The 22,053-nt window shown below is 70.2% G+C and carries 21 protein-coding genes; 7 read left to right on the top strand and 14 right to left on the bottom strand.

Going from position 1 to position 22,053, the window contains the following annotated elements:
• Window positions 1-14 precede the first annotated feature (14 nt).
• Window positions 15-2,633, bottom strand: coding sequence for a PA14 domain-containing protein (locus AB0M70_RS01935; protein ID WP_365815284.1), 2,619 nt, complete (start codon window positions 2,631-2,633; stop codon window positions 15-17).
• A gap of 194 nt (window positions 2,634-2,827) precedes the next feature.
• Between AB0M70_RS01935 and AB0M70_RS01940 the strand changes: the two genes are divergently transcribed.
• The 5 genes from AB0M70_RS01940 (at window position 2,828) to AB0M70_RS01960 (ending at window position 8,610) form a co-directional block, all read left to right on the top strand.
• Entirely contained in the window at window positions 2,828-3,841 is a 1,014-nt protein-coding gene (locus AB0M70_RS01940; RefSeq protein ID WP_365815286.1) for a LacI family DNA-binding transcriptional regulator, read from the top strand.
• Between the two features lie 154 nt (window positions 3,842-3,995).
• On the top strand, window positions 3,996-5,093 hold the full coding sequence (locus tag AB0M70_RS01945; protein ID WP_365815288.1) for an ABC transporter substrate-binding protein: 1,098 nt from the start codon (window positions 3,996-3,998) through the stop codon (window positions 5,091-5,093).
• Between the two features lies 1 nt (window position 5,094).
• Window positions 5,095-6,624 (top strand): sugar ABC transporter ATP-binding protein, encoded by a 1,530-nt coding sequence (locus AB0M70_RS01950; protein ID WP_365815290.1) that lies wholly within the window; start codon window positions 5,095-5,097, stop codon window positions 6,622-6,624.
• Window positions 6,617-7,591 (top strand): ABC transporter permease, encoded by a 975-nt coding sequence (locus AB0M70_RS01955; RefSeq protein WP_365815292.1) that lies wholly within the window; start codon window positions 6,617-6,619, stop codon window positions 7,589-7,591. The genes AB0M70_RS01950 and AB0M70_RS01955 overlap by 8 nt, the downstream gene beginning before the upstream one ends.
• 29 nt (window positions 7,592-7,620) lie before the next feature.
• Window positions 7,621-8,610, top strand: a complete 990-nt coding sequence (locus AB0M70_RS01960; protein ID WP_365816255.1) for an ABC transporter permease — start codon at window positions 7,621-7,623, stop codon at window positions 8,608-8,610.
• 20 nt (window positions 8,611-8,630) lie between these two features.
• On the opposite strand, the gene glgC is transcribed toward AB0M70_RS01960, so the two are convergent.
• The 4 genes from glgC to AB0M70_RS01980 are packed head-to-tail and all read right to left on the bottom strand — an operon-like array spanning window position 8,631 to window position 12,590.
• Complete coding sequence (glgC, locus tag AB0M70_RS01965; RefSeq protein WP_365815294.1) at window positions 8,631-9,851, bottom strand: glucose-1-phosphate adenylyltransferase; 1,221 nt, start codon at window positions 9,849-9,851, stop codon at window positions 8,631-8,633.
• 31 nt (window positions 9,852-9,882) lie between these two features.
• On the bottom strand, window positions 9,883-11,049 hold the full coding sequence (glgA, locus tag AB0M70_RS01970; protein WP_365815296.1) for a glycogen synthase: 1,167 nt from the start codon (window positions 11,047-11,049) through the stop codon (window positions 9,883-9,885).
• A gap of 51 nt (window positions 11,050-11,100) precedes the next feature.
• Complete coding sequence (locus AB0M70_RS01975; protein ID WP_365815298.1) at window positions 11,101-11,841, bottom strand: (2Fe-2S)-binding protein; 741 nt, start codon at window positions 11,839-11,841, stop codon at window positions 11,101-11,103.
• 11 nt (window positions 11,842-11,852) lie between these two features.
• Window positions 11,853-12,590: a class I SAM-dependent methyltransferase gene (locus AB0M70_RS01980; RefSeq protein WP_365815300.1), complete on the bottom strand. Its 738-nt coding sequence runs from the start codon at window positions 12,588-12,590 to the stop codon at window positions 11,853-11,855.
• Window positions 12,591-13,013: 423 nt separating this feature from the next.
• Here AB0M70_RS01980 and AB0M70_RS01985 point away from each other — a divergent pair, with 423 nt between their 5' ends.
• The gene (locus AB0M70_RS01985; RefSeq protein ID WP_365815302.1) at window positions 13,014-14,048 is read left to right on the top strand and encodes a DMT family transporter; all 1,035 of its coding nucleotides are present in this window, start codon (window positions 13,014-13,016) and stop codon (window positions 14,046-14,048) included.
• 6 nt (window positions 14,049-14,054) lie between these two features.
• Here AB0M70_RS01985 and AB0M70_RS01990 read toward each other — a convergent pair whose 3' ends face one another.
• Together AB0M70_RS01990 and AB0M70_RS01995 are read right to left on the bottom strand one after the other, a co-directional pair.
• Window positions 14,055-15,254 (bottom strand): transglycosylase family protein, encoded by a 1,200-nt coding sequence (locus AB0M70_RS01990; protein WP_365815304.1) that lies wholly within the window; start codon window positions 15,252-15,254, stop codon window positions 14,055-14,057.
• Between the two features lie 115 nt (window positions 15,255-15,369).
• Window positions 15,370-16,341 (bottom strand): acetylxylan esterase, encoded by a 972-nt coding sequence (locus AB0M70_RS01995; RefSeq protein WP_365815306.1) that lies wholly within the window; start codon window positions 16,339-16,341, stop codon window positions 15,370-15,372.
• Between the two features lie 98 nt (window positions 16,342-16,439).
• Here AB0M70_RS01995 and gndA point away from each other — a divergent pair, with 98 nt between their 5' ends.
• The gene (gndA, locus tag AB0M70_RS02000) at window positions 16,440-17,882 is read left to right on the top strand and encodes an NADP-dependent phosphogluconate dehydrogenase (protein ID WP_365815308.1); all 1,443 of its coding nucleotides are present in this window, start codon (window positions 16,440-16,442) and stop codon (window positions 17,880-17,882) included.
• A 59-nt stretch (window positions 17,883-17,941) separates the two neighbouring features.
• Here the strand turns inward: gndA and AB0M70_RS02005 are convergent, their stop codons facing one another.
• The 7 genes from AB0M70_RS02005 to AB0M70_RS02035 all read right to left on the bottom strand — a co-directional run bounded on the left by AB0M70_RS02005 (window position 17,942) and on the right by AB0M70_RS02035 (window position 22,021).
• A complete protein-coding gene (locus AB0M70_RS02005) occupies window positions 17,942-18,136 on the bottom strand; it encodes a hypothetical protein (RefSeq protein ID WP_365815310.1) in 195 nt (64 codons plus the stop codon).
• A 102-nt stretch (window positions 18,137-18,238) separates the two neighbouring features.
• Entirely contained in the window at window positions 18,239-18,679 is a 441-nt protein-coding gene (locus tag AB0M70_RS02010; RefSeq protein ID WP_365815312.1) for a nitroreductase family deazaflavin-dependent oxidoreductase, read from the bottom strand.
• A 96-nt stretch (window positions 18,680-18,775) separates the two neighbouring features.
• Window positions 18,776-19,435, bottom strand: a complete 660-nt coding sequence (locus AB0M70_RS02015; RefSeq protein WP_365815314.1) for an aspartate/glutamate racemase family protein — start codon at window positions 19,433-19,435, stop codon at window positions 18,776-18,778.
• Window positions 19,429-19,779 carry a GNAT family N-acetyltransferase gene (locus AB0M70_RS02020; RefSeq protein ID WP_365815317.1) on the bottom strand — a complete coding sequence of 117 codons (351 nt, stop codon included), beginning with the start codon at window positions 19,777-19,779 and terminating at the stop codon, window positions 19,429-19,431. Before AB0M70_RS02020 ends, AB0M70_RS02015 begins: the two co-directional genes overlap by 7 nt.
• A gap of 42 nt (window positions 19,780-19,821) precedes the next feature.
• Window positions 19,822-20,241, bottom strand: coding sequence for an aspartate 1-decarboxylase (panD, locus tag AB0M70_RS02025; protein WP_365815319.1), 420 nt, complete (start codon window positions 20,239-20,241; stop codon window positions 19,822-19,824).
• Window positions 20,242-20,396: 155 nt separating this feature from the next.
• Window positions 20,397-21,230, bottom strand: a complete 834-nt coding sequence (locus AB0M70_RS02030; RefSeq protein ID WP_365815321.1) for an amino acid ABC transporter ATP-binding protein — start codon at window positions 21,228-21,230, stop codon at window positions 20,397-20,399.
• Between the two features lie 5 nt (window positions 21,231-21,235).
• On the bottom strand, window positions 21,236-22,021 hold the full coding sequence (locus AB0M70_RS02035) for an amino acid ABC transporter permease (protein WP_365815323.1): 786 nt from the start codon (window positions 22,019-22,021) through the stop codon (window positions 21,236-21,238).
• Window positions 22,022-22,053: the final 32 nt, after the last annotated feature.

Genomic DNA, 22,053 nt, shown 5'->3' on the forward strand with positions numbered 1-22,053 from the left:
ACGGGTTAAGCCGGTCAGGACGCCGGGCACCCTGCCGGGTCGGGCCGTGACGCGTCGCCGATCAAGGCCTCATGTGCTGCCTTGAGCCGCTTCACGTCTGGCTTGACTACCCTGCGGTCGTACGTCAGCAGACCGTTCAACTCGCCCTCCACATCCGAGATCTGGGTGTAGACGGCGCCGTTGCCACCCTTGCAGGCGAGCGCGCGCACCTCGTTCAGCTTGGTGAGGTAGTCCTCGGTGTACGTCGCCGGGTCCACGTCGACGTAACTCTGCTGGACGGACCAGGCGTGGCCCGGCACCGCGAGTCCGAGACCGCCGTACTCGCCGTTGATCAGCGCCCGTTCACCGTCAGGCTTGGGCGGCAGCGCCGGGCTCGGATACCCGTGCTCGTCCATGATGTCGCCGGTGCCGCCGTCGCGCCCGAGGTTGAGGCCCGACATGCCGTTGATCAGGCGGGTCGGGTCCCAGGACTTGGCCTGGGTGGCGATGCGGCCCTCGTCGTACTGGCCCCAGCCCTCGTTGAAGGTGACCCACATGACGATCGACGGGTGGTTCCAGTGCTCGTCGATCATCTGCTTCATCTCGGACTCGTACTGGGCGCGGGCGGCCGTGCCCGGGTTACGGCCCGCGTCCATGGACGGCATGTCCTGCCAGACCATCAGGCCCAGCTTGTCCGCCCAGTAGAACCAGCGGTCGGGCTCCACCTTGATGTGCTTGCGCACGGAGTTGAAGCCCATCTCCTTGTGCATCTTCAGGTCGTACGCGAGCGCCTCGTCGGTCGGCGCCGTGTGCAGACCGTCCGGCCAGAAGCCCTGGTCGAGGGTGGCCATCAGGAAGGTGGGCTTGCCGTTGAGCAGGGTGCGCGGGGTGCCGTTCACCTTCTCCACCGCGACGGTGCGCATCCCGAAGTAACTCTTGACGCTGTCGCGGCCGACGGTCACCTTCAGGTCGTAGAGGAAGGGCTTGTCCGGCGACCAGAGACGCGGCTCGGCGATCTTCAGCTTGAGCGGGCTGCCCGTGCGTCCGCTCGCCTCCGCGACCTTCTTCTTGCCCTCGTACGCGACCGCCTTGACCGGCACTCCGTCGCGTACGCCCTTGGGCTCGACGGTGACCTGCTTGGTGGCCACGTCGGGCGTGATCTTCAGCGAGTCGGCGTGGTCTGCGGCCACCGGCTCCATCCACACCGTCTGCCAGATGCCGGACGACGGGGTGTACCAGATGCCGCTGGGGTCGAGGCGCTGCTTGCCGACGGGCGGGTTCTCGCCGTCCTTGGAGTCGGTCGGGTCATAGACGCCGACGATCAGCTCCTGCGTCTTGCCCGGCTTCAGCGCGTCCGTGATGTCGGCGCTGAACTTGTCGTAGCCGCCCTTGTGTTCGGCGACCTTCTTGCCGTTCACGAAGACCTCGGACCGCCAGTCGACCGCGCCGAAGTTGAGCTTGAGGCGCTTGCCTTCGCCGACCTTCCAGCTCTGCGGGACGGTGAAGGTCCTGCGGTACCACATGCGGTCCTCGTGCCGTTCCAGGCCGGAGAGCTGGGACTCCACGGGGTAGGGGACGAGGATCTTCTCGCCGAGCTGCTTGCCGAACGGGGGCGCCTCGCCGGCCTTGGCCGCGGCGAACTGCCAGGTCCCGTTGAGGTTGCGCCAGGCGTCGCGGGTCAGCTGGGGGCGCGGGTACTCGGGGAGCACGTTGCCCGGCTTCACGTCGTCGGCGAACTTGGTGCGCAGCTGGTGCTCGGAGTGGTTGGGGCCGCTGCTCCAGAAGGCGGCGACCTCCTTGCCGTCGTCGCCCGCCAGGCCGCCCTTGCCGTCGTAGCGGATGTCGGCGGTGCCCTTGGCGGTGCCCGTCTTGTTGCCGACGACGGGTTCCTCGAGGCCCACGAGGAGCGCGCGCGGGTTCTCGGGGTCGGCCTTGACCGTGCCGATGGGCCACTTGGCGCCGCCGATGACCGCCTCGATGTGGTCCGCGAGGCCGTTCGGGGGCGCGCCGAGCTTCTGGGCGAAGTCCAGCTTCAGGGTGCGGCCGTCCTTGAGGACGGTGGCGGAGGTGGCGCCGTCGTACTCGAAGCCGTCGGGGAGGCGGAAGGCCGACTGCGGGACGGCCTTCTTGGTGCCGCCGGGCTCGGTCCAGCGCAGGTGAAGGTTGGAGCCGCCGTAGTGCTCGAAGTACTCGACCTTGATGTCGTAGGCCTTGCCGGCGGTCAACTCGACGGGCTGGGCGGTCTGTTCCTTGTCCCAGTCGTCGACCCAGTGGTCGATGGCGAGCTTGCCGTCGACCCAGAGCCTGAAGCCGTTGTCGCCGATCATGGAGAAGGTGTGGGAGCCGGTCTTCTCCGGGACCACTTTGCCTGTCCAGCGGACGGTGGCATCGTCGGCCTTGCCGGTGGCGAAGGCCAGGCGCGGGTCGAGGTTGTCGAAGTCGATCTTCTGGTCGAAGCCGGTGGCCTTGAGCTCGTGGAAGTCGAAGGCACCGGGGGCGGACTGGGTGTAGTACTCGCCCTTCAGGCCGTGGATCTCGGGGGGTTCGTCGGCGGCCGTCGCGGCGGGGACCGCGGTGAGACCGGCACAAGCGAGGGCGACGGTGAGCAGCAAAATCAGTCGCTGCCTGACGCGTCCGGGTCGGGTGGGGCGCACAGATCCTCCGTAGCTCGAAGCGGTGCTTGAAGGCTGAGGAAGGGGGTGGCGGCTGACCGCCGCAGTCTGTACAACGAATCTGTACAACGTTGGAAGGAACGGCAGTTGGCATGACAGCACGCTCTCCGGCGCGCTGTCCAGGGCCATGACAAACACCCCAGGACAGGGGTGCACCTCGACGCAGGGAGCTGCACGTGCGGGTAAGCCTCAAGGACGTCGCGGAGCGCGCGGGCGTCTCCATCAAGACCGTCTCGAACGTGGTGAACAAATATCAGCACGTCACCCCGGCGATGCGGGCGCGCGTGCAGGAGGCGATCGACGAGCTGGGCTATCGCCCGAACCTGACGGCCCGGCACCTGCGGAAAGGGCGTACGGGCATCATCGCGCTCGCAGTCCCCGAGCTGGGCAACCCCTACTTCGCCGAGCTGGCGGGCGCGGTCATCGACGCCGCGGCCGAACACGACTTCACCGTCCTGCTCGACCACACCCGCGGCGAACGCGAGCAGGAGGTCCTGGTCAGCCAGGGTTTCCGGGCCCGGGTGATCGACGGCCTGATCATGAGCCCGCTGGAGCTGGAGTCCGCCGACCTGCTCGGCCGCGAGGACGACGTGCCACTGGTGCTGCTCGGTGAGCGGCAGTACGACCTGCCCTACGACCACATCGCGATCGACAACGTCGCCGCGGCCCGCGCCGCGGTACGCCACCTCATCGGCCGCGGCCGCTCCCGCATCGCCTATCTCGGCGCCCGCACGGACTCCGCGAACCGCCCGGCGAACCTGCGCCTCCAGGGCTGGCGCGAGGAGTTGACGCAGGCGGGGATAGCCGCGCCGGACAGCCTGGTGGGCCCGGTCGGCGGCTGGAACCGCTGGGACGGGGCGAAGGCGATGGCGCGGATGCTGGACGCGGGGGTGCGGCCCGACGCGGTGTTCGCGTACAACGACCTGGTGGCGATCGGCGCCATGCGGGTGCTGCACGAGCGCGGTCTGCGCGTGCCGTGGGACGTGGCGGTGGTCGGCTTCGACGACATCGCCGAGGGGCAGTTCGGGGCGGTCACGCTGACCACGGTCTCGCCGGACAAGCAGGCCATCGCCCGGCTCGCGGTGGCCTCGCTGCTGCGCAGTCTGGAGGGCTCGGGAACGCCCGAGGGGCGTGAACTCACCGCCGAATTCCGCCTGGTGGAGCGGGAGAGCACGCTGGGCCGACGCTGAACCGGCGGGTCGTCAGCCGAGGCCTCCCCGTGCGCGGAGGGTTTACAGCCCTCTTTCAACGATGTAAAAAGCTCCCCGTACCGCCGAGTGACCGTAAGAGCCGATCCTCCCGTGTGCGCTCTCAGCGCCGGGGCCGTGCCGTTTTGGGGACTCCATGAAGCCGACCACACGCCTTAGCCGCATCTCAGCCAGGACCCTCCTCGCCGCCGGCCTCGCCGCGAGCCTCGCGCTCGCCACCGGATGCGCCAAGTCCGAGGACGACGGCGACAAGAGCTCCGCGTCGAAGGACCAGGGCGATTCCGGCCAGGTCGTCTCCGAACCGAGCGAGGGCAGCGGCCCGACCTGCGCGATAGACGCATACGGCGGCAAGAAGCTCGACCTCAAGAGCGCCACCGTCGGCTTCTCCCAGTCCGAGAAGGAGGCCAACCCCTTCCGCATCGCGGAGACGGCGTCCATCAAGGCCGAGGCGAAGAAGCGCGGCGTCAAGCTCCTCACCGCGAACGCCCAGTCGCAGTTCTCCAAGCAGATCAGCGACGTCCAGGACCTCATCGCCAAGGGCGCGGACCTGCTGGTCATCGCACCGCTGAACTCCGACGGCTGGGAGCCCGTGCTGCGCTCGGCCTCCGCCAAGCACATCCCGATCGTCACCATCGACCGCAAGATCAACGCCAAGGCCTGCAAGGACTACGTCAGCTTCATCGGCTCCGACTTCGTCGAGCAGGGCAAGCGCGCGGCCGACCAGATGATCAAGGCCACGGGCGGCAAGGGCAAGGTCGCGATCCTGCTCGGCTCCGCGGGCAACAACGTCACCACCGAGCGCACCAAGGGCTTCGAGGACCGCGTCAAAGAGAAGGCCCCCGGCCTGAAGATCGTCTTCAAGCAGACGGGCGAGTTCGCCCGCGAGAAGGGTCAGTCGGTCACCGAGAACCTCATCCAGTCCAAGCCGGACATCAAGGGGATCTACGCCGAGAACGACGAGATGGGCCTCGGCGCGGTCAACGCCCTCAAGGGCGCGGGCAAGAAGGCCGGTGACGTGAAGATCGTGACGGTCGACGGGACCCGCAACGCCGTCCAGGGCATCGTCGACGGCTGGATCGACGGCGTCATCGAGTCGAACCCGCGCTTCGGCCCGCTGGCCTTCCAGACCCTGGACACCTTCACCAAGGGCACGAAGGTCTCGCAGGACATCGTCATCAAGGACAGCGCGTACACGAAGGACAACGCCAAGGCGGACCTCGGCAAGGCGTACTGAGATGTCCGACGTCCTCTCGGTCACCGGCCTCAGCAAGACGTTCCCGGGCGTACGGGCCCTGGACGGGGTCGACTTCACCGCACGCGCCGGTGAGGTGCACGCCCTGATCGGCGAGAACGGCGCGGGCAAGTCCACGCTGATCAAAGTCCTGACGGGCGTGTACGCACCGGACGCCGGCGCACTCACGTACAACAAGCGGCAGGTCACCTTCGGCACGCCCCTCGAGGCACAGCACGCGGGCATCTCCACCATCTACCAGGAGGTCAACCTCGTCCCCCTGATGAGCGTGGCCCGCAATCTCTTCCTCGGCCGCGAGCCGCGCGGCCGGCTCGGCCTCATCGACTTCCGCCGCATGCACCGCGAGGCGGACGAGGCCCTGCGGCGGCTCGGCATCCGCGTGGACGTACGCCGCCCCTTGCGTGAACTGGGCGTCGGCACCCAGCAGATGGTGGCCCTGGCCCGAGCGGTCTCGGTCGACGCGCAGGTCGTCATCATGGACGAACCCACGTCGTCGCTCGAACCCCGCGAGGTCCAGACCCTGTTCGGCGTCATCCGCATGCTGCGGGACCGCGGGATCGCGGTGATCTACGTCAGCCACCGCCTGGAGGAGCTCTACGAGGTGTGCGACACGGTCACTGTGCTGCGCGACGGCAAGCTGGTGCACACGGGCCCCATCGCGGAACTCGACCGGCTCCGCCTCGTCTCGCTGATGCTGGGGCGCGAGGTCGGGGAGGTACGCGAGGAGGGCGTCACCAAGTTCTCCGGGGAACACGCCCCGGAGACCGAACCGGTCCTCCGCGCGGCGGACCTGACGATGCGCCACCACCTGCACGGTGTCTCCGTCGAGATCCGTCCCGGCGAAGTGGTGGGCCTGGGCGGCCTGCTCGGCTCGGGACGCAGCGAGACGGCCAAGGCCATCGCGGGTGCGCTGCCGCCCGACTCCGGACGGGTGGTGGTGGCGGGCGACGCGGTCCGTACCGGCTCGCCGCCCGCCGCCATCCGCGCCGGCATCAGCCTGCTCCCCGAGGACCGCAAGGCCGAGGGAATCGTCCCCGGCCTCTCCGTCCGCGAGAACATCGCACTCGCCGCGCTCCCCCGTCTCTCCCGCCTCGGTCTGGTCAACGAGGCGGCGATCGACTCGATCGTGGACACGTTCATGAAGCGGCTGCGCATCAAGGCCTCGGGTCCGCACCAGAAGGTGGGCGAGCTGTCCGGCGGCAACCAGCAGAAGGTCCTCCTGGCCCGCTGGCTGGCGATGAACCCGAAGGTCCTCCTCCTCGACGAGCCCACCCGCGGCATAGACATCGGCGCGAAGGCCGAAGTCCAGAAACTGATCGACGAACTGGCCAACGACGGCCTCGCGGTGCTCCTCATCTCCTCCGACATGGAGGAACTCATCGAAGGATCCGACCGGGTCATCGTCCTCAAGGACGGCGCGGTGATCGAGGAACTGACGGGCTCCCAGGTCACGGAGGACGCCCTCATGCGCGCGATAGCCACCACTGGAGGCCCCGGAGACCACCATGACTGACCTCGCCACGGACGCCGTCGGCGCGACAACGTACACCGACCGCGACCGCATCCTGGGCCTCCTCCAGAACTACGGCGTCTACCTGGGCGTCGCGGTCCTCCTGATCCTCAACATCGCCCTCACCCCGCACTTCCTCTCCGCCGAGAACTTCCGCACCCAGGCCGTCCAGGTGGCCCCCGTCCTCATCGTCGCCCTGGGCATGGCCCTGGCCATCGGCAGCGAGGGCGTGGACCTCTCCGTCGGTTCGGTGATGGCGCTCTCCACGTCCCTGCTCTCCCTTTATCTGGGCTACGGGACCTGGGTCGCGCTCATCGTCGCGCTCATCGGGGGTGCGGTCATCGGTGTCGCGAACGGCTCCCTCATCGCGTTCATCGGCGTCCAACCCATCGTCGCCACCCTCGCGTTGATGGTCGCGGGGCGCGGACTCGCCCTGGTGCTCCTGCCCCAGCTCAAGGACGTACGCGACCCGACCATGGCCTCGCTCGGCTCCGGCGACGTCCTGGGTATCCCCTACCTCGTCCTGATCGCGGCGGCCCTCGCGCTCGTCGTGGCCTTCGTCGTCCGGCGCACCACGTTCGGGCGCCAGCTCCTCGCCATCGGTGACAGCCGCCCGGCCGCGCGCCTCGCGGGACTGCCCGTACGGCGCGTCCTGATCCTCGTGTACGTCTGCTCCGGCGTGCTCGCCGCCATCGCGGGCGTCCTCGCGACAGCCCGCCTGACCGCGAGCGACCCCACCTCGCTCGGCAACCTGATGGAACTGTCCGCGATCACCGCCGTCGTGGTCGGCGGCACCCCGCTCAGCGGCGGGCGCGTACGGATCGGCGGCACCGTCGCGGGCGCCGTACTGATCCAGCTGCTCACCACCACGCTCATCAAGCACGATCTGCCGCCCTCCTGGACACAGATCGCCCAGGCGGTAGTGATCATTCTCGCCGTCTACGCGGCACGGGAGAGGGGCAAGCGGTGACCGGCACCGTCCTATCCGAGGCCAAGCCCATGAAGAAGCCCGAGGACGAGGAGACCGGCGCAAGCCGCTCCGAGCGCGTCAGCGCACTCGCCCAGCAGCACGGCGCCCTGGTCACCCTGGTGGTCGCCGTCATCGCGGCCTCGCTCAGCTTCGACACGTTCCTGACCGCCGACAACCTGGAGAACATGGCGGTCTCCTCCGCCTTCCTCGCGGTCGTCGCCCTCGGCATGACCTTCGTGATCATCACCGGCGGCATCGATCTCTCCGTCGGCTCCTTGTTCGCCCTCGGCGGGGTCCTTGCGGCCTGGGGATCGCAGTACGGGACGGCGGTGGCGCTGCTCCTGCCGCTGGCCGTGTGCGGACTCATCGGCCTGGTCAACGGCCTCCTCATCGCCCGCTCACGCCTGGCCCCCTTCATCGTGACGCTGGCCGCCATGCTGGGGGCGCGCGGCATCCTGCTGTCCATCACCGACGAGGGCTCCAAGACCTACCTCGTCGACAAGGACTCGTTCTTCGCGACGCTCGGCCAGGGCAAGCTCCTCGGCATCGGGGCACCGGTCTGGATCACCCTCGCCCTCTTCGTCGCCGGCGCCGTGGTCCTGCGCCGCAGCCGTTTCGGCCAGTACGTGTACGCAGTCGGCGGCAACGAGGACGCGGCAGCCCTCATGGGCGCCCCCGTGGCCCGCACCAAGGTCACCGTCTACACCCTCTCCGGCCTGTGCGCGGGCCTCGCGGGCGCGCTCAACGCGGCCTGGCTGGTCTCGGGCGTCACCATCCTCGGCTCGGGCATGGAACTGGAGGCCATCTCCGCGGTCGTCATCGGCGGCACCCTGCTGACCGGCGGTTTCGGCTTCATGAGCGGATCACTGGTCGGCGTGCTGCTCCTGAAGGTCATCCAGAACGTCATCAACCAGATCGGCTCGCTGGACTCCGCCTACCAACAGGTGGTCAGCGGCGCCTTCCTGGCACTCGTGGTGATCGCCCAGACGTGGCTGGGGCGCCGGCGCCGGGTGCTGTAGCGGACACGGGCGCGGGGCGGTTACATGGGAACGACCTGCCCCTTCCCCAGCGCGATCACGCCGCCCTTCGACACCGTGTAGAGCTCCTCGTCCCGCTCGGGATTGACGCCGATCGTCGCCCCGGGCGGGACGTCCACGTTCTTGTCGAGGACGGCTCCCCGCACCACCGCTCCCCTGCCCACACGCACGTTGTCGTGCAGGACCGAACCCTGCACGACCGCTCCGTCCTCGACCGTCACGCCCGGTGAGAGCACGGAGCGTGTGACCTGCCCCCGGATGACGCATCCGGGGCTGACGATGGACTCGCTCGCGATGCCCGCCGCGCAGAACTTGGCGGGCGGCAGGCCGCCGGGATGCGTGTAGATCGGCCAGCGGCGGTTGTCCAGGTTGAAGACCGGCTGGTCGGAGATCAGGTCCATGTGCGCCTCGTAGTACGCGTCGAGCGTGCCGACGTCACGCCAGTAGCCGTGGTCGCGCGCGGTCTCCCCCGGCACGTGGTTGTCGTCGAAGTCGTACACCTGGGCCAGGCCGCGCTCGGTGAGCATCGGCAGGATCGAACCGCCCATGTCGTGCTTGGAGTGGTCGTCCTCGGCGTCCTGCTGGATCGCGTCGACGAGGGTCTTGGTGGTGAAGACGTAGTTGCCCATGGAGGCGAACACCTCGTTGGGCGATCCCGGCAGGCCCGGCGGGTCGGTGGGCTTCTCCAGGAAACGCTCGACGCGGGTGCCGTCCCGCGCGGGCGTGATGATGCCGAAGGACGACGCCTCCGAGCGCGGCACCTTGATCCCCGCGACCGTGACCCCGGCGCCGCTCTCGAAGTGCTGGTTGAGCATCTGACGCGGGTCCATGCGGTAGACGTGGTCGGCCCCGAACACCGCGATGTAGTCCGGCTGTTCGTCGTGGACGAGGTTGAGGGACTGCAGGATCGCGTCGGCACTGCCCAAATACCAGCGCGGGCCCAGGCGTTGCTGGGCCGGCACCGGGGTGACGTAGTTGCCGAGGAGGCTGGACATCCGCCAGGTGGTGGTGACATGCCGGTCCAGGGAGTGCGACTTGTACTGGGTCAGCACACAGATCCGCATGACGTCGCCGTTGACGAGATTGGAGAGCACGAAGTCGACGAGGCGGTAGGTGCCGCCGAACGTGACCGCTGGTTTGGCCCGGTCGGCCGTGAGGGGTTGCAGGCGCTTGCCCTCACCGCCCGCCAGGACGATTCCGAGCACCGAAGGTCCACCGCGCATCGCGCCGCCCCCTTAACTGGGATCACTTGGATCACTTGGACTCGAGTAACTCCTCGTACACGCGGGTCGTGTGTCGCGCGACCGCGTCCCAGCCGAACTCCCTGACGGCCCGGTCCCGTCCGGCGGCGCCCATGCGGGCCGCGGTGCGCGGATCGGAGACCAGTTCGTTCAGCGCCTGTGCGAGCCGCGCCTCGAAGGCTGCCGGCTCCTTCTCCTCGTACGGGACGAGGAGGCCCGTGCTGCCGTCGGCGACGACCTCGGGGATGCCGCCGACGTCCGATGCCACGACCGGGGTGCCACAGGCCATCGCCTCCAGGTTCACGATGCCGAGCGGCTCGTACACCGACGGGCACACGAACAGGCGGGCGTGCGTGAGGAGTTGGATGATCTGCTCGCGCGGCATCATCTCCGGGATCCAGTGGACTCCCCCGCGGGCCCGGCTCAGCTCCTCGAAGAGGGTGCGGAACTCGGCGTCGATCTGCGGGGTGTCGGGCGCTCCGGCACAGAGCACCAGCTGCGCCGCCGGGTCCAACTCCTTGGCGGCGCGCAGCAGATGGGGCACCCCCTTCTGCCGGGTGATGCGTCCGACGAACAGGATGTACGGCCGCAGGGGGTCGATCCCCAGGTGTTCGAGGACGTCCGTGCCGGGAACGGGGCGGTACAGGCCGGTGTCGATGCCGTTGTGGACGACGCGCACCTTCGCCGGGTCGATGCCGGGGTAGCAGTTGAGGATGTCGGCCCGCATGCCGCGCGAGACGGCGATCACGGCGTCCGCGGCCTCCACGGCGGTGCGCTCGGCCCAGCCGGAGAGGGCGTACCCGCCGCCCAGTTGCTCGGCCTTCCACGGGCGCAGCGGCTCCAGGGAGTGCGCGGTCATGACGTGCGGGATGCCGTACAGGAGCTTTCCGATGTGGCCCGCGAGGTTGGCGTACCAGGTGTGGGAGTGGACGAGGTCGCAGCCCGTGAGAGCCGCCGCCATGGACAGGTCCACGGAGAAGGTGCGCAGGGCGTCGTTGGCGCCGTCGAGGGAGTCCCAGGCCTGATGGCGCGTGGGGCCTTCACCGGCTGCGCCGTTGCCCCAGCAGTGCACGTCGACGTCGACGAGGGCCGCTAACTCCCGTGCGAGGAACTCGACATGGACGCCCGCCCCGCCGTAGACATCCGGGGGGTATTCCCGGGTGAGCAGTCCTACTCGCACGCAGAACCTCCGTCCGTCCACCCCAGCCGCCGGTCGTCCGCCCCCTCATGGTCACCCAGAAGCGCCCGGTGGGGAAGAGGCCCGCACCGACCTCCGGGGCGGCCGGTCGAAGCAGCAGTCCCCGCACAGGCCGCCGCTCGGGCACCGGTAGTAGAGACAGCAGCTGCGGCGGCGGAACGCCGTGCCGCGCATCGTTCCGGTGCCGCGCAGGTCGGGGTGGTCGAAGAGCTCGGCGGCCAGCGCCCGCGCCCGCTCCCCTACGTGGGTACGTCCCGTGCGGTGCGCCCAGGTGTCCAGTTCGCGGGCCGCGCCGGCGAGCGCGGAGCCCGCGTTGCCCCACAGCAGGGGTGCGGAGATCCGGTACCGCGTGCGGACCGCGTCGGCCAGGGGCGCCAGATGGGCGTGCTGCACGACGTCCCGGAGGTGCGCGGCGTCGCCCGGCCGCGTCCGCACCTCGGTCAGCCACAGGTCGTCGGGGGAGCTGCCGTCCGCGTCCCAGTGCAGCCGCACCGGATCGAGGTCCGGCACCTCGCCGTGCAGCGCGGCCGAGCCGAGCGCCACCGACCACAACCGCGCCGCGAGCCCCAACTGCGCCACGGACACCGCGACGCGCGCGTCGGGCGCCCCGAGCTTGGCGGCGACCTTGTCGACGCGGAACGCGAGGGGCCCGTCGTCCCCCGCGTACAGCCGTGCCAGGGGCGTCACTTGGGGACCTGCGGGCGGTGCGCCCGTGCGCAGGGCGAAGAATCCGCCGACGGAGCCGACTTCGGTCAGGTCGAGAGGGGCTTTCACGGCAGTAGAGCTTAGGTGTCCCGGCGGAACAGTGCCGTCCACAAGAAGGGCTCGCCGAAGCGCGGGGAATCGGCGGGCTCGTCGCGCATGCGGCGCAGTTCGACCTCCGTGAGCTCGGAGAAGATCCAGCGCAGGGACTCCGGCGTATAGGCGAGGCCGCCCTGAAGTCCGGACGCGCGGTAGAAGTCCGCGTCGGGCAGTTCGGAGCCGGAACCCGCTTCTCCGGCGGCGAAGGCGGTGAGGGCGAGGTGGCCGCCGGGGGCCAGGGCACGATCGAGCAGGGAGAGATAGCTGACGCGGCGGTGGGGCGGCAGGTGATGGAAGCAGCCCGAGTCGTGGATCAGGTCGTAGGGGCCGCGCAGTTCCGTGCCGGTGAGCACGAAGGCGTCGCCGCGGTGGAAGCGGATGTCCGCCCCGGCCTCGCGGGCCCGCTCCTCGGCCCAGTCCACGGCTGCCGGGGAGAGGTCGACGGCGTCCACCTGGAACCCCAGGGAGGCCAGGTAGAGGGAGTTGCGTCCGGGACCGCATCCCAGATCGAGGGCGCGCCCCGGGGTGATGAGGCCACGCTCGACGTACGAGGCCAGGTTCTCGTCGGGCTTCGCCACGAAGAACGGCACCGGCCGGTCGCGGTCGGTGTAGAAGCCGTCCCACCAGCTCGCCGCGTCGGCGGTCCAGCGGTCGGCTTCCGGCGCGAACAGGCCGTCCATGAGCTTCAGGACGTCGTCGACGCTGCGTACGTTCCGGTGCATCCGGGCCCCTCTCCACGAGACCTCAAGGTTAGGACCGCGCACCATGAAAGCCCAGGTCAGCCGGTGCGTCCGAAACGGGCCGGCGGCCGTCCGACGAGGTGGGAGCGGCACGGAGTGGCAGTGTCCCGCAGCCCGCGCGCCGACCCGCTTACGGCGCCCCCTGAGGCCCGTACGGGGGCGTTGCGAGGGGCCCGTACGCAAGAATTTTCGAGATTTCGGATGATCCACCGAACCACCGCGTAACCCACCCGGGGGAGGACATCTCTCTGGTCGTACTCCATCGGCAGTAGGACCCAATGCCTGCTGAGGTACGACGACGTGGAGGGAAATTCGCGAGATCGTGGTGTGTATGGAAGCCGACCGTTCGCCGCGCCGGACGCCCCGGGCCCACCAGGGGGCGCAACGCAAGCCGTGGAGCACCTCATGAGTGCCCTCACGCTCGCCGTGCTGCTCTCCCTCGTCTCCGCCGTGGCGTACGCGGGCGGGGCCATTCTGCAGGAGCGCGTCGCCGTCAGCATGCCGGAGCGGCGGTACGCCCCGCTGCGCCGCGGCGTTTGGTGGGTCGCCATCGCGCTGAACGGCCTGGGTGCGCTGCTGCACGTGGTGGCGCTCGCGTACGGGCCGCTGAGCCTGGTGCAGCCGCTCGGTGCCCTCACCATCGTCTTCGCGCTGCCGATGGCCGCGCTCTTCGTGCGCCGCAAGGCGGGGGCCACCGCGTGGCGCGGGGCGATCATGGCGACGGTGGGTCTGGCCGGGCTGCTGTCGTTGACGCAGTCGGCGGACGTGCAGTCCCTGGATGGTGCCGAGCGGGTCATGGTGGCGCTGGTGACCGCGGGCGCCGTGGTGACGCTCATGGTCGTGGCGCACGCGGTGCACCGTCACCCGGTGGTGCGCAGTGTGCTGCTCGCCAGCGCGGCGGGCGTCGCCTTCGGTATCGCCTCGGTGTTCACCAAGACGGTGGCGGTGGACCTGGACGCGGGCATCGCGCTGACGCGGCAGGTGCCGAGCCTCGCCGTGATCGCCGTCCTGGCCGGTGCCGGTGTCCTGATCTCGCAGGCCTCCTACCGCGGCGCGGGCCTCGCGGCCCCGCTGTCGACCGTGACGGTCGTGAACCCCGTCGTGGCGGCCGCGGTGGGCCTCACGCTCTTCGGCGAATCGTTCCGCTACGGCTCCGCGGGCACCGCCGTCGCCCTGGGCTTCGGGGTCGTCGCGGCCGGCGGTCTGATCCTGCTGACCACGGAGCGGATCGGCGCGGCGCAGGGTGCCGCGGCCTCGACGGTCCAGGTGGCCAAGGGCGGCCCCGTGGCGGCGGACGCCGTGGCGCACGACCAGCAGCCCGAGAAGCGGCCCGATGAGCGGGCGCACGAGCTGCCCGCCGTGCCGTCCCAGCCCGCGGCCGGCCCGCACCGGCGGGTGCTGTTCCGCCACGGCCACGGCCGTGAGCGCATCGGCTCCTGAGAGGCGTCAGATCCGGACGCCACCCGCCCGCAGGTACGCCAGTGGATCGACGTCGGAGCCGAAGCCGGGCCCCGTACGGATCTCGAAGTGCAGATGCGGGCCCGTGCTGTTGCCCGTGGACCCCGAGCGCGCGATGCGCTGCCCCGCCCCCACCTTCTGCCCGGCCTTCACGGTGAGCGCCGAGAGGTGGCCGTACTGCGAGTACTTGCCGTCGCCGTGCCGGATCACCACTTCGTAGCCGTACGAGCCGCCCCAGCCGGACGACACGACTGTGCCCGCGGCGACGGCCTTCACGGAGGTTCCGGTGGCCACGGGGAAGTCCACACCCGTGTGGTAGCCCTTCGACCAGGAACCGCCCGCGGCACGGTAGGGGGTGCTGGGCGAGGCGGCCACGGGCGCGGACATGCCCTGCGTGGCCTGGGCGGGCTTCGCCTTCTTCGGCTCGGCCTTCTGGGCCTGGGGCTTCGGCTTCGGCTGGGCCTTGGGCTCGGCCCGCTGCTTGGGCTGCGTACGCGGCTTCGGCGCGGCCTCCGCCTTCTGAGCCTTCTTCTGCCCCTGCATCGCGAGCCGCTGGCCGGGCGTGATCAGGTCGGGGTCGGCGCCGATCGTCGCGCGGTTGGCCTCGTACAACTGCCGCCAGCCGCCGCTGACCCGGCGCTCGTCGGCGATCCCGGAAAGCGTGTCGCCGCGGACGACGGTGTACATCTGGCCGCGGCCCGCGGTGGACTGCGGGGTCACCTCCGGCTTGACGTCCTTGACCTCGCGCTGGGGAGCCTTCGGCGCGGCTTTCTTGGGCGCGCTCATCGGCGTGATGTCGGGCGCGTCACCGCCCCGCGTCAGGCCTGCCCGCTCCGAGCAGACCGGCCAGGCCTGCGGCCCCTGTGCCTTGAGGACCTTCTCGGCGACGGCTATCTGCTGGTGCTTGGTGGCCCGGTCGGCGCGCGGGGCGTAGGCCGTGCCGCCGTACGCCTCCCACGTGGACTGCTTGAACTGCAGGCCGCCGTAGTAGCCGTTGCCGGTGTTGATGCTCCAGTTGTTGGTGGACTCGCAGGCGGCGACCTTGTTCCAGGTGTCGACGTCGGCAGCCTCCGCCGTGCCCGTGCCGATCAGCGGCAGCGCCATCCCGGCGCCGCCCGCCGTGACGGTCAGCGAAGCTCGGTTGATCCGGTTCGGCTGGTACCGGCGGTGCCGACCGCGTACGGCCATGAGAGCTCCCTCAGTCACACACAACACAGTCACGTCGGACACACGACAAGGCGGCAAGTTAGCCGCTCCGACCGAGGCGTGACAAGGGCGCGCGACCGAGGGAACGCACCACCGGTCAGCCCTTCAAGTGCTCCGGGATCCACTGGAGTTGGACACTCTGCTGGTAGGGGCCACCGCCCTCATGATCGTTGAAGGAGTACACCTCCATCGAACGTTCCGCCCCCGCGTAGGAGTTGTGGGCGGCGAAGACGGTGGACGGCGGGCACGTCATGTCCTCAAGGGCCGCCGAGAAGAGCGCGGGCGCCGTGCCCCGCGCCGCGAAATGCACCCCGTCGAAGTAGGACAGCGTTCGGAAGACGCGCTCCTCGACGCCGCGCTTCGCCTTCATGTAGAGCGCGATCTCGCGGTACGGCGGCCGGTCGGTGAGGGTCGTGGCGCGCGGGAAGTCGCACAGGAACGGCACGTCGGCGGCGATCGCCGCCAGATCCGGGACGAGTCCGCCGACGGCGAGGGTGATCCCGCCGCCCTGGCTGCCGCCGACCGCCGCGATCCGCTCGGAGTCCACCAGCGGGTGCGCGCGGGCCGCCTCGACCGCCCGTACGCCGTCGGTGAAGACGCGCCGGTAGTAGTACTCGTGGGGGTCCTCGATGCCGCGCGTCATGTAGCCGGGGTAGGCGGGCCCGCTGCCGACCGGGTCCGGCGTGTCGCCCGCCGAACCACCGCTGCCCTGACCCCGGGTGTCCATCACGAAGTGCGCGAAGCCCGCGGCCGACCACAGCAGTCGCTCGTGCGGGAGACCGCGGCCACCGCCGTATCCGATGTACTCGACGACGGCGGGCAGCGGCTCGGTCGTCCCGGCGGGCAGCATCAGCCAGCCCTTGACCGGGTGACCGCCGAACCCGGCGAACGTCACGTCGAAGACGTCGACCGTGCTCAGATGCGCCTCGACGGGAGTGAAGCGGGCGTCCAGGTCGTGCTCGCGTGCGGCCGAAAGGGTCTTCTCCCAGAACGCGTCGAAGTCCTCGGGCTCGGTCACCTCGGGCCGGTAGCGGCGCAGTTCGTCGAGCGGCATGTCGAAATGGGGCACGGGCGGCTCCTTCGTCGGACACAGTGTCGGAATGTCACGCTACGCCGCGGGGCAATACTGGCGAACACCTCCGGCACTTCCACCTCAGGAGTCACGGCATGAGCAGCACGTCAGCCCAGATCGGTGTCACCGGCCTCGCGGTCATGGGGCGCAATCTGGCCCGCAACTTCGCACGCAACGGCTACACCGTCGCCCTGCACAACCGCACGGCGGCCAAGACACACGCGTTGGTCGAGGAGTTCGGCGGCGAGGGCGAGTTCATCGTCACCGAGACCGCCAAGGAGTTCGTGGCGGCTCTCGAACGCCCGCGCCGCCTCGTGATCATGGTGAAGGCCGGCGACCCGACGGACGCCGTCATCAAGGAGTTCGCGCCGCTCATGGAGCCGGGCGACATGATCATCGACGGGGGCAACGCGCACTTCGCGGACACCCGGCGCCGCGAGCGTGAACTGCGCGAGCAGGACATCCACTTCGTCGGCACGGGCGTCTCCGGCGGCGAGGAGGGCGCGCTGCTCGGCCCGAGCATCATGCCGGGCGGCTCCGCGGAGTCGTACGCCTCGCTGGGCCCGATGCTGGAGAAGATCTCGGCGAAGGCCAAGGACGGGTCGCCGTGCGTCACCCACGTCGGCCCGGACGGCGCGGGGCACTTCGTGAAGATGGTGCACAACGGCATCGAGTACGCGGACATGCAGCTGATCGCCGAGGCGTATCAACTGCTGCGCGATGTGGCGGGCTACTCCCCCGCGCGGATCGCCGACATCTTCCGCACCTGGAACACCGGCCGCCTCGACTCCTACCTGATCGAGATCACGGCGGAGGTCCTCAAGCACGTGGACGCCGCGACGGGTGAGCCGTTCGTGGACGTGGTCCAGGACCAGGCCGAGCAGAAGGGCACCGGCCGCTGGACGGTGCAGATCGCCCTCGATCTGGGCGTCCCGGTGTCGGGGATCGCGGAAGCGGTGTTCGCGCGGTCGCTTTCCGGCCACTCCGCACTGCGGGCGGCGTCCAAGGACTTGGCGGGGCCGACCGCCCGCCCGCTGGACGAGACCGAGGCGGCTGCCTTCGCCGACCAGGTCGAGCAGGCGCTGTACGCCTCGAAGATCGTGTCGTACACGCAGGGCTTCCATGAGGTCGCCGCGGGCAGCGAGGAGTACGGCTGGGACATCGACCTGGGCGCGGTCGCCGCCATCTGGCGCGGCGGCTGCATCATCCGCGCCGCCTTCCTGGACCGCATCCGCGCCGCGTACGACACACGCGCGGATCTGCCGAGCCTGCTCTCGGACAAGACGTTCGCGCAGGAGATCGGCGCTGCTCAGGACGACTGGCGCGCGGTCCTGGTCGCGGCCACCCGGCAGGGTGTCCCCACGCCTGGTTTCTCGGCGGCCCTCGCGTACTACGACGCGCTGCGCGCGGAGCGGCTGCCGGCCGCGCTCACGCAGGGGCAGCGGGACTTCTTCGGGGCGCACACCTACCGGCGCACGGACCGCGAGGGTTCGTTCCACACGCTGTGGGGCGGGGACCGCTCGGAGGTGCAGGCCTAGAACCTGTCACTCCGGCGGCCTCCCTGTCTGCCGCACCTGTCTGCCGTACCTGTCTGCCGTCAGACCGGCTTCGGCTCCGTCTCGGGCTCCGGGCCGGGCGGCGGAAGCGGGGTCGGCGGCGGACCCGGCGTGGGGCGTGGCACGGGGCCGGGCCCCGGGCCGGGTGTGGGCCGTTCGGGGTCCGGAACCGGGTTCGGCCCGTTCGGGTCGGGGATCGGGCTCGGCGGCACAGGGTCCGGGTACGGGACGGTCATGTCTCCTCCATCAGGGTCGGAGATCGGTCGTGTCCACTCTCTCCCGCCTCGCGTGCCCACGCCTGCCGAGTCCACGCGTCCCCACGCCGTCCGACCTCGGTCTCAGGTGCGGCTGAGCCGTACGACGGGGATGTCGCGATCCGTCTTGGCCTGGTAGTCCGCATAGAGGGGGAACAGCTCGACGAGGCTCGGCCAGACCCTGGCCTTGTCCTCGGCCGACAGTGTCTCGGCGCGGGCGTCGAACCGCTCCTCGGTGCCGACGCGGAGGCGTACGTCGGGGGCGTCGACGAGGTTGCGGTACCACAGGGGGTGCTCGTCGGCGCCGCCGTTCGAGGCCACGATGAGGTAGTCGTCGCCGTCGCGGCCGTAGATGAGCACGGTGCGGCGCAACTGGCCCGTGCGCCGTCCGCGGTAGTCGAGCAGGAGGCAGGGGACGCCCTGCACCCCGGTGCCCTTCGTGCCGCCCGACTCCTCGTACAGGCGGGCCTGCTTGCCCACCCAGCCGGTTGGACTGATCACTGCCTCTTCGTCCTGCCGCGCCATGTCCGCTCCCGTGAAGCGTGCGTGTGAAGTGTGGTGTGTCCCGGGGGGGGGTGAGCGATCACCGGGGGTGAGCGATCACCATCTCCCGCCGCCAGCCTACGACTTGGCGCCGACACCACAGCGGAGAACGGCCTCGCGCAGACCGGGGCGCGGGCTGGAAATGACCGGCACAGGGAGAGCGGCGCGGTCCGCCGCGTCCGCCATCGAGGCCTGCGCGAGGACGACGGAGTCGACGCCGCGCAGGCCGTCGACGGCTTCCACGATCAGACGTACGTGACCTTCCCTGTCGCTGGCCTCGAATTTCTCCCAGGCGCCGGCCACCAACACCTCGGTGACGTCGACGGACCGCCCGGCGCGGGCGGCCTCCTCCTCGACCAGGGCGCGGGTCGGCCCCAGGGTGCTCCGCAGGGTGGCGACGACGGCCACGGACCGCCCCGCGGCCACGGCGGCGGCCGCCATCGGCCGGTCGACGCGTACGAGGGGGACGCCGACCGCGGCGGCGCGGGCCTCGGTGACGGCGCCGATCGTCGAGCAGGTGCAGAGCACGAGGTCCGCCCCTTCGGCGACGGCCCGTACAAGGAGTTCCTGGATGTCGTCGGCCACCGCGTCGGGCCCCTCGGCGCGGGCCCGCGCGAGCAGGTCCTCGTGCACGAGGTGGCGCAGCGCGAGCCCCGGGTGGTCCTCGTCCCGCAGCCCCTCGAAGACGGGCACGTGCACGGGCGAGGTGTGCAGCAGGGCGAGCGTGGCGGTCACCACGCGGCCGGGTCCGACTTCACCTTGTCCAGGGCGGCGCTGACCAGCGCCCCCGAGGCGACGGGCGCCTCCTCGGGGTGCCGTTCGGCCCACTTCACGACGTACGGGCACAGGGGCGCGACGGCGACGCCTTCGCGCGCCGCCAGGGCGTACAGCTCCCTGGTCAGCGATCCCGCGATGCCCTCGCCCTCATGGGCGGGCACGACCTCGGTGTGCACCGGCACCAGGGCGGACTCGGGCGAGTCCAGCGTGAAGTACACGATCTGGCCCACGACTTCACCGCCGAGGCGCGCCTCGAGGACGCCGCGCGCCCGGTCGTCGCGGATCTCGATCCCACTGCTGCTCATCGGCTCTCCTGGAGGTCGCGCACCGCCTGCGGGCCGCGCAGGTCAGACCGCCTGCGGGCTGCGCGCCATGTCGTCGGCGCCCGGCACCGGTGCGGCCGCGTCGTCGCCGAGGGCCACGATGCGGTTGTCCTCGCCGTCGACATGCACGACCTTGGGCCGCAGGGTGCGGGCCTCGGCGTCGTCGACCTGCGCGTAACTGATGATGATCACCCTATCGCCGGGGTGCACCAGGTGCGCGGCCGCTCCGTTGATGCCGATGACGCCGCTGCCGCGTTCACCCTCGATGGTGTACGTCTCCAGGCGGGCGCCATTGGTGATGTCGACGATGTGCACGAGCTCACCGGGCAACAGATCGGCGGCGTCGAGAAGATCGGCGTCGATGGTGACGGAGCCGACGTAGTGCAGGTCGGCCTGGGTCACCGTGGCTCGGTGGATCTTGGACTTGAACATGGTGCGCAGCATGAGGCACTCCCGGAAGATGGCTCCCTGCCTGCTTTGTGCGGGTCAAGGGCGTCCTTCACTGTACATCGGCACGCCTTCGGCCCGAAGGCTTTCGCGCCATCGTGCGACCCGCCGAGCAGGCTCCATCTGTGCAGGTCAGCGGCCCTGCGGTGCGCTCAGCGGTCCGCGCGTTTCTCGTGCGGTCCGGTGTCCGGTACCTCGCCCACCTCCGCCGCCGCAGGATCGAGTACGCGCGCCAGGAACGTCCGGGTCCGCTCGTGCTGCGGGTCGCCCACCACACGGTCGGGCGTGCCCTCCTCGACGATCACTCCGTCGTCCATGAAGATCACCCGGTCGGCGACCTCGCGCGCGAAGCTCATCTCGTGGGTGACGACCAGCATCGTCATCCCCTCCTGGGCGAGCGAGCGCATCACCGCGAGCACGTCCCCGACCAGCTCCGGGTCGAGCGCGGAGGTCGGCTCGTCGAAGAGCATCAGCTCGGGGTCCATGGACAGCGCCCGAGCGATCGCGACGCGCTGCTGCTGGCCGCCGGAGAGCTGCGCCGGGTAGGACTGCTCCTTGTCGACGAGGCCCACCCGCGCGAGGTTGGCCCGCGCGATGCGCTCCGCCTCCTCCTTGCCACGCCGCAGCACACGGCGCTGCGCGATGGTCAGGTTCTGCAGCGCCGTGAGGTGCGGGAAGAGATTGAAGGACTGGAAGACCATGCCGATCCGACGGCGTACGCGGTCGATGTCCACATCGGGGTCGGTGACCTCGGTGCCGGCCACCGTCACCGTGCCCGACGAGGGCTCTTCCAGGAGATTGACGCAGCGCAGCAGGGTCGACTTGCCGGACCCCGAGGGGCCGATGACACAGACCACGTCACCGCGCCCGACCGCGAGATCGATGCCCTTGAGCACCTCCAGGTCGCCGAACGACTTGCGGAGTTCACGCACCTCGATCGCCTGGCCCGAAGGTGCGGGCGCGTCGGGTTCCTTGTCCAACTTCATGGTGCTCACCTGGCTTTCGCCGTACGGGCCTCGAGCCGCCGCACCAGATGGCCGAGCGGGAGGGTGATGACGAGATACAGCAGTCCGGCGATCAGGATCGGGGTCAGGCTCTTGTGCTCGTTCAGCGCGTCCCGGCCGAAGTTGGCCAGCTCGAACTGGCCGAGCGAGAGGCCGAGCAGATACACCAGGGAGGAGTCCTTGGTGAGCAGGATCAGCTCGTTGGTCAGCGGCGGCAGCACGATCCGGAACGCCTGCGGCATCACGATCGACACCATCGCGCGCCCCGGTGACATGCCCAGCGAACGGGCCGCCTCCGACTGCCCCTTGGGCACCGCCAGGATGCCCGCGCGGATCGTCTCGGCCATGTAGGCGGCCCCCACCAGGCCCAGGGACAGCATCACCGTGATGTCCATGTCAAGCGCGACCTCGAAGGCCAGCGGCACACCGAAGCCGAGCGCGATGAACACGAGGAGGGAGGGAACGCCACGGAAGAACTCGATGTAGGCGATGGCGATCCAGCGGTACGGAGGCACCGTGGACAGCCGCATCAGCGCGAGGACGATGCCGAGCCCCAGGCCGAAGCCGAAGCCGAGCAGCGTGTAGTAGGCGGTGTTGACCAGCGCGGTGGTGATCACCTCGGGGAACAGCGCCTTGGCGATCTCCACGTCGAAGAACGCCTGGCGCAGTGTCCCCCAGTCGGCCACCAGCGCGAACACGGCTATGGCGATGAACAGCACGGCGTACTGGACGCCGCGGAACAGCCGTGCCCGCCGCCGTCGGGACATGGTCATACGTGCAGAACTCCTCTGGTCAGCCGTGTGAA

The sequence above is a fragment of the Streptomyces sp. NPDC051214 genome (assembly GCF_040682375.1).
Taxonomy (GTDB): domain Bacteria; phylum Actinomycetota; class Actinomycetes; order Streptomycetales; family Streptomycetaceae; genus Streptomyces.

Bases quoted from the DNA above. Each gene is read 5' to 3' on its own strand.
- gndA (WP_365815308.1), top strand. From the start codon at position 16,440: ATGAGCAGCACGTCAGCCCAGATCGGTGTCACCGGCCTCGCGGTCATG.
- AB0M70_RS01950 (WP_365815290.1), top strand. From the start codon at position 5,095: ATGTCCGACGTCCTCTCGGTCACCGGCCTCAGCAAGACGTTCCCGGGC.
- AB0M70_RS02035 (WP_365815323.1), bottom strand. From the start codon at position 22,021: ATGACCATGTCCCGACGGCGGCGGGCACGGCTGTTCCGCGGCGTCCAG.
- AB0M70_RS02030 (WP_365815321.1), bottom strand. From the start codon at position 21,230: ATGAAGTTGGACAAGGAACCCGACGCGCCCGCACCTTCGGGCCAGGCG.
- AB0M70_RS02010 (WP_365815312.1), bottom strand. From the start codon at position 18,679: ATGGCGCGGCAGGACGAAGAGGCAGTGATCAGTCCAACCGGCTGGGTG.
- panD (WP_365815319.1), bottom strand. From the start codon at position 20,241: ATGCTGCGCACCATGTTCAAGTCCAAGATCCACCGAGCCACGGTGACC.
- AB0M70_RS01985 (WP_365815302.1), top strand. From the start codon at position 13,014: ATGAGTGCCCTCACGCTCGCCGTGCTGCTCTCCCTCGTCTCCGCCGTG.
- AB0M70_RS02020 (WP_365815317.1), bottom strand. From the start codon at position 19,779: ATGAGCAGCAGTGGGATCGAGATCCGCGACGACCGGGCGCGCGGCGTC.
- AB0M70_RS01960 (WP_365816255.1), top strand. From the start codon at position 7,621: ATGAAGAAGCCCGAGGACGAGGAGACCGGCGCAAGCCGCTCCGAGCGC.
- AB0M70_RS01980 (WP_365815300.1), bottom strand. From the start codon at position 12,590: ATGCACCGGAACGTACGCAGCGTCGACGACGTCCTGAAGCTCATGGAC.
- AB0M70_RS01990 (WP_365815304.1), bottom strand. From the start codon at position 15,254: ATGGCCGTACGCGGTCGGCACCGCCGGTACCAGCCGAACCGGATCAAC.
- AB0M70_RS02005 (WP_365815310.1), bottom strand. From the start codon at position 18,136: ATGACCGTCCCGTACCCGGACCCTGTGCCGCCGAGCCCGATCCCCGAC.
- glgC (WP_365815294.1), bottom strand. From the start codon at position 9,851: ATGCGCGGTGGACCTTCGGTGCTCGGAATCGTCCTGGCGGGCGGTGAG.
- AB0M70_RS01955 (WP_365815292.1), top strand. From the start codon at position 6,617: ATGACTGACCTCGCCACGGACGCCGTCGGCGCGACAACGTACACCGAC.
- AB0M70_RS01945 (WP_365815288.1), top strand. From the start codon at position 3,996: ATGAAGCCGACCACACGCCTTAGCCGCATCTCAGCCAGGACCCTCCTC.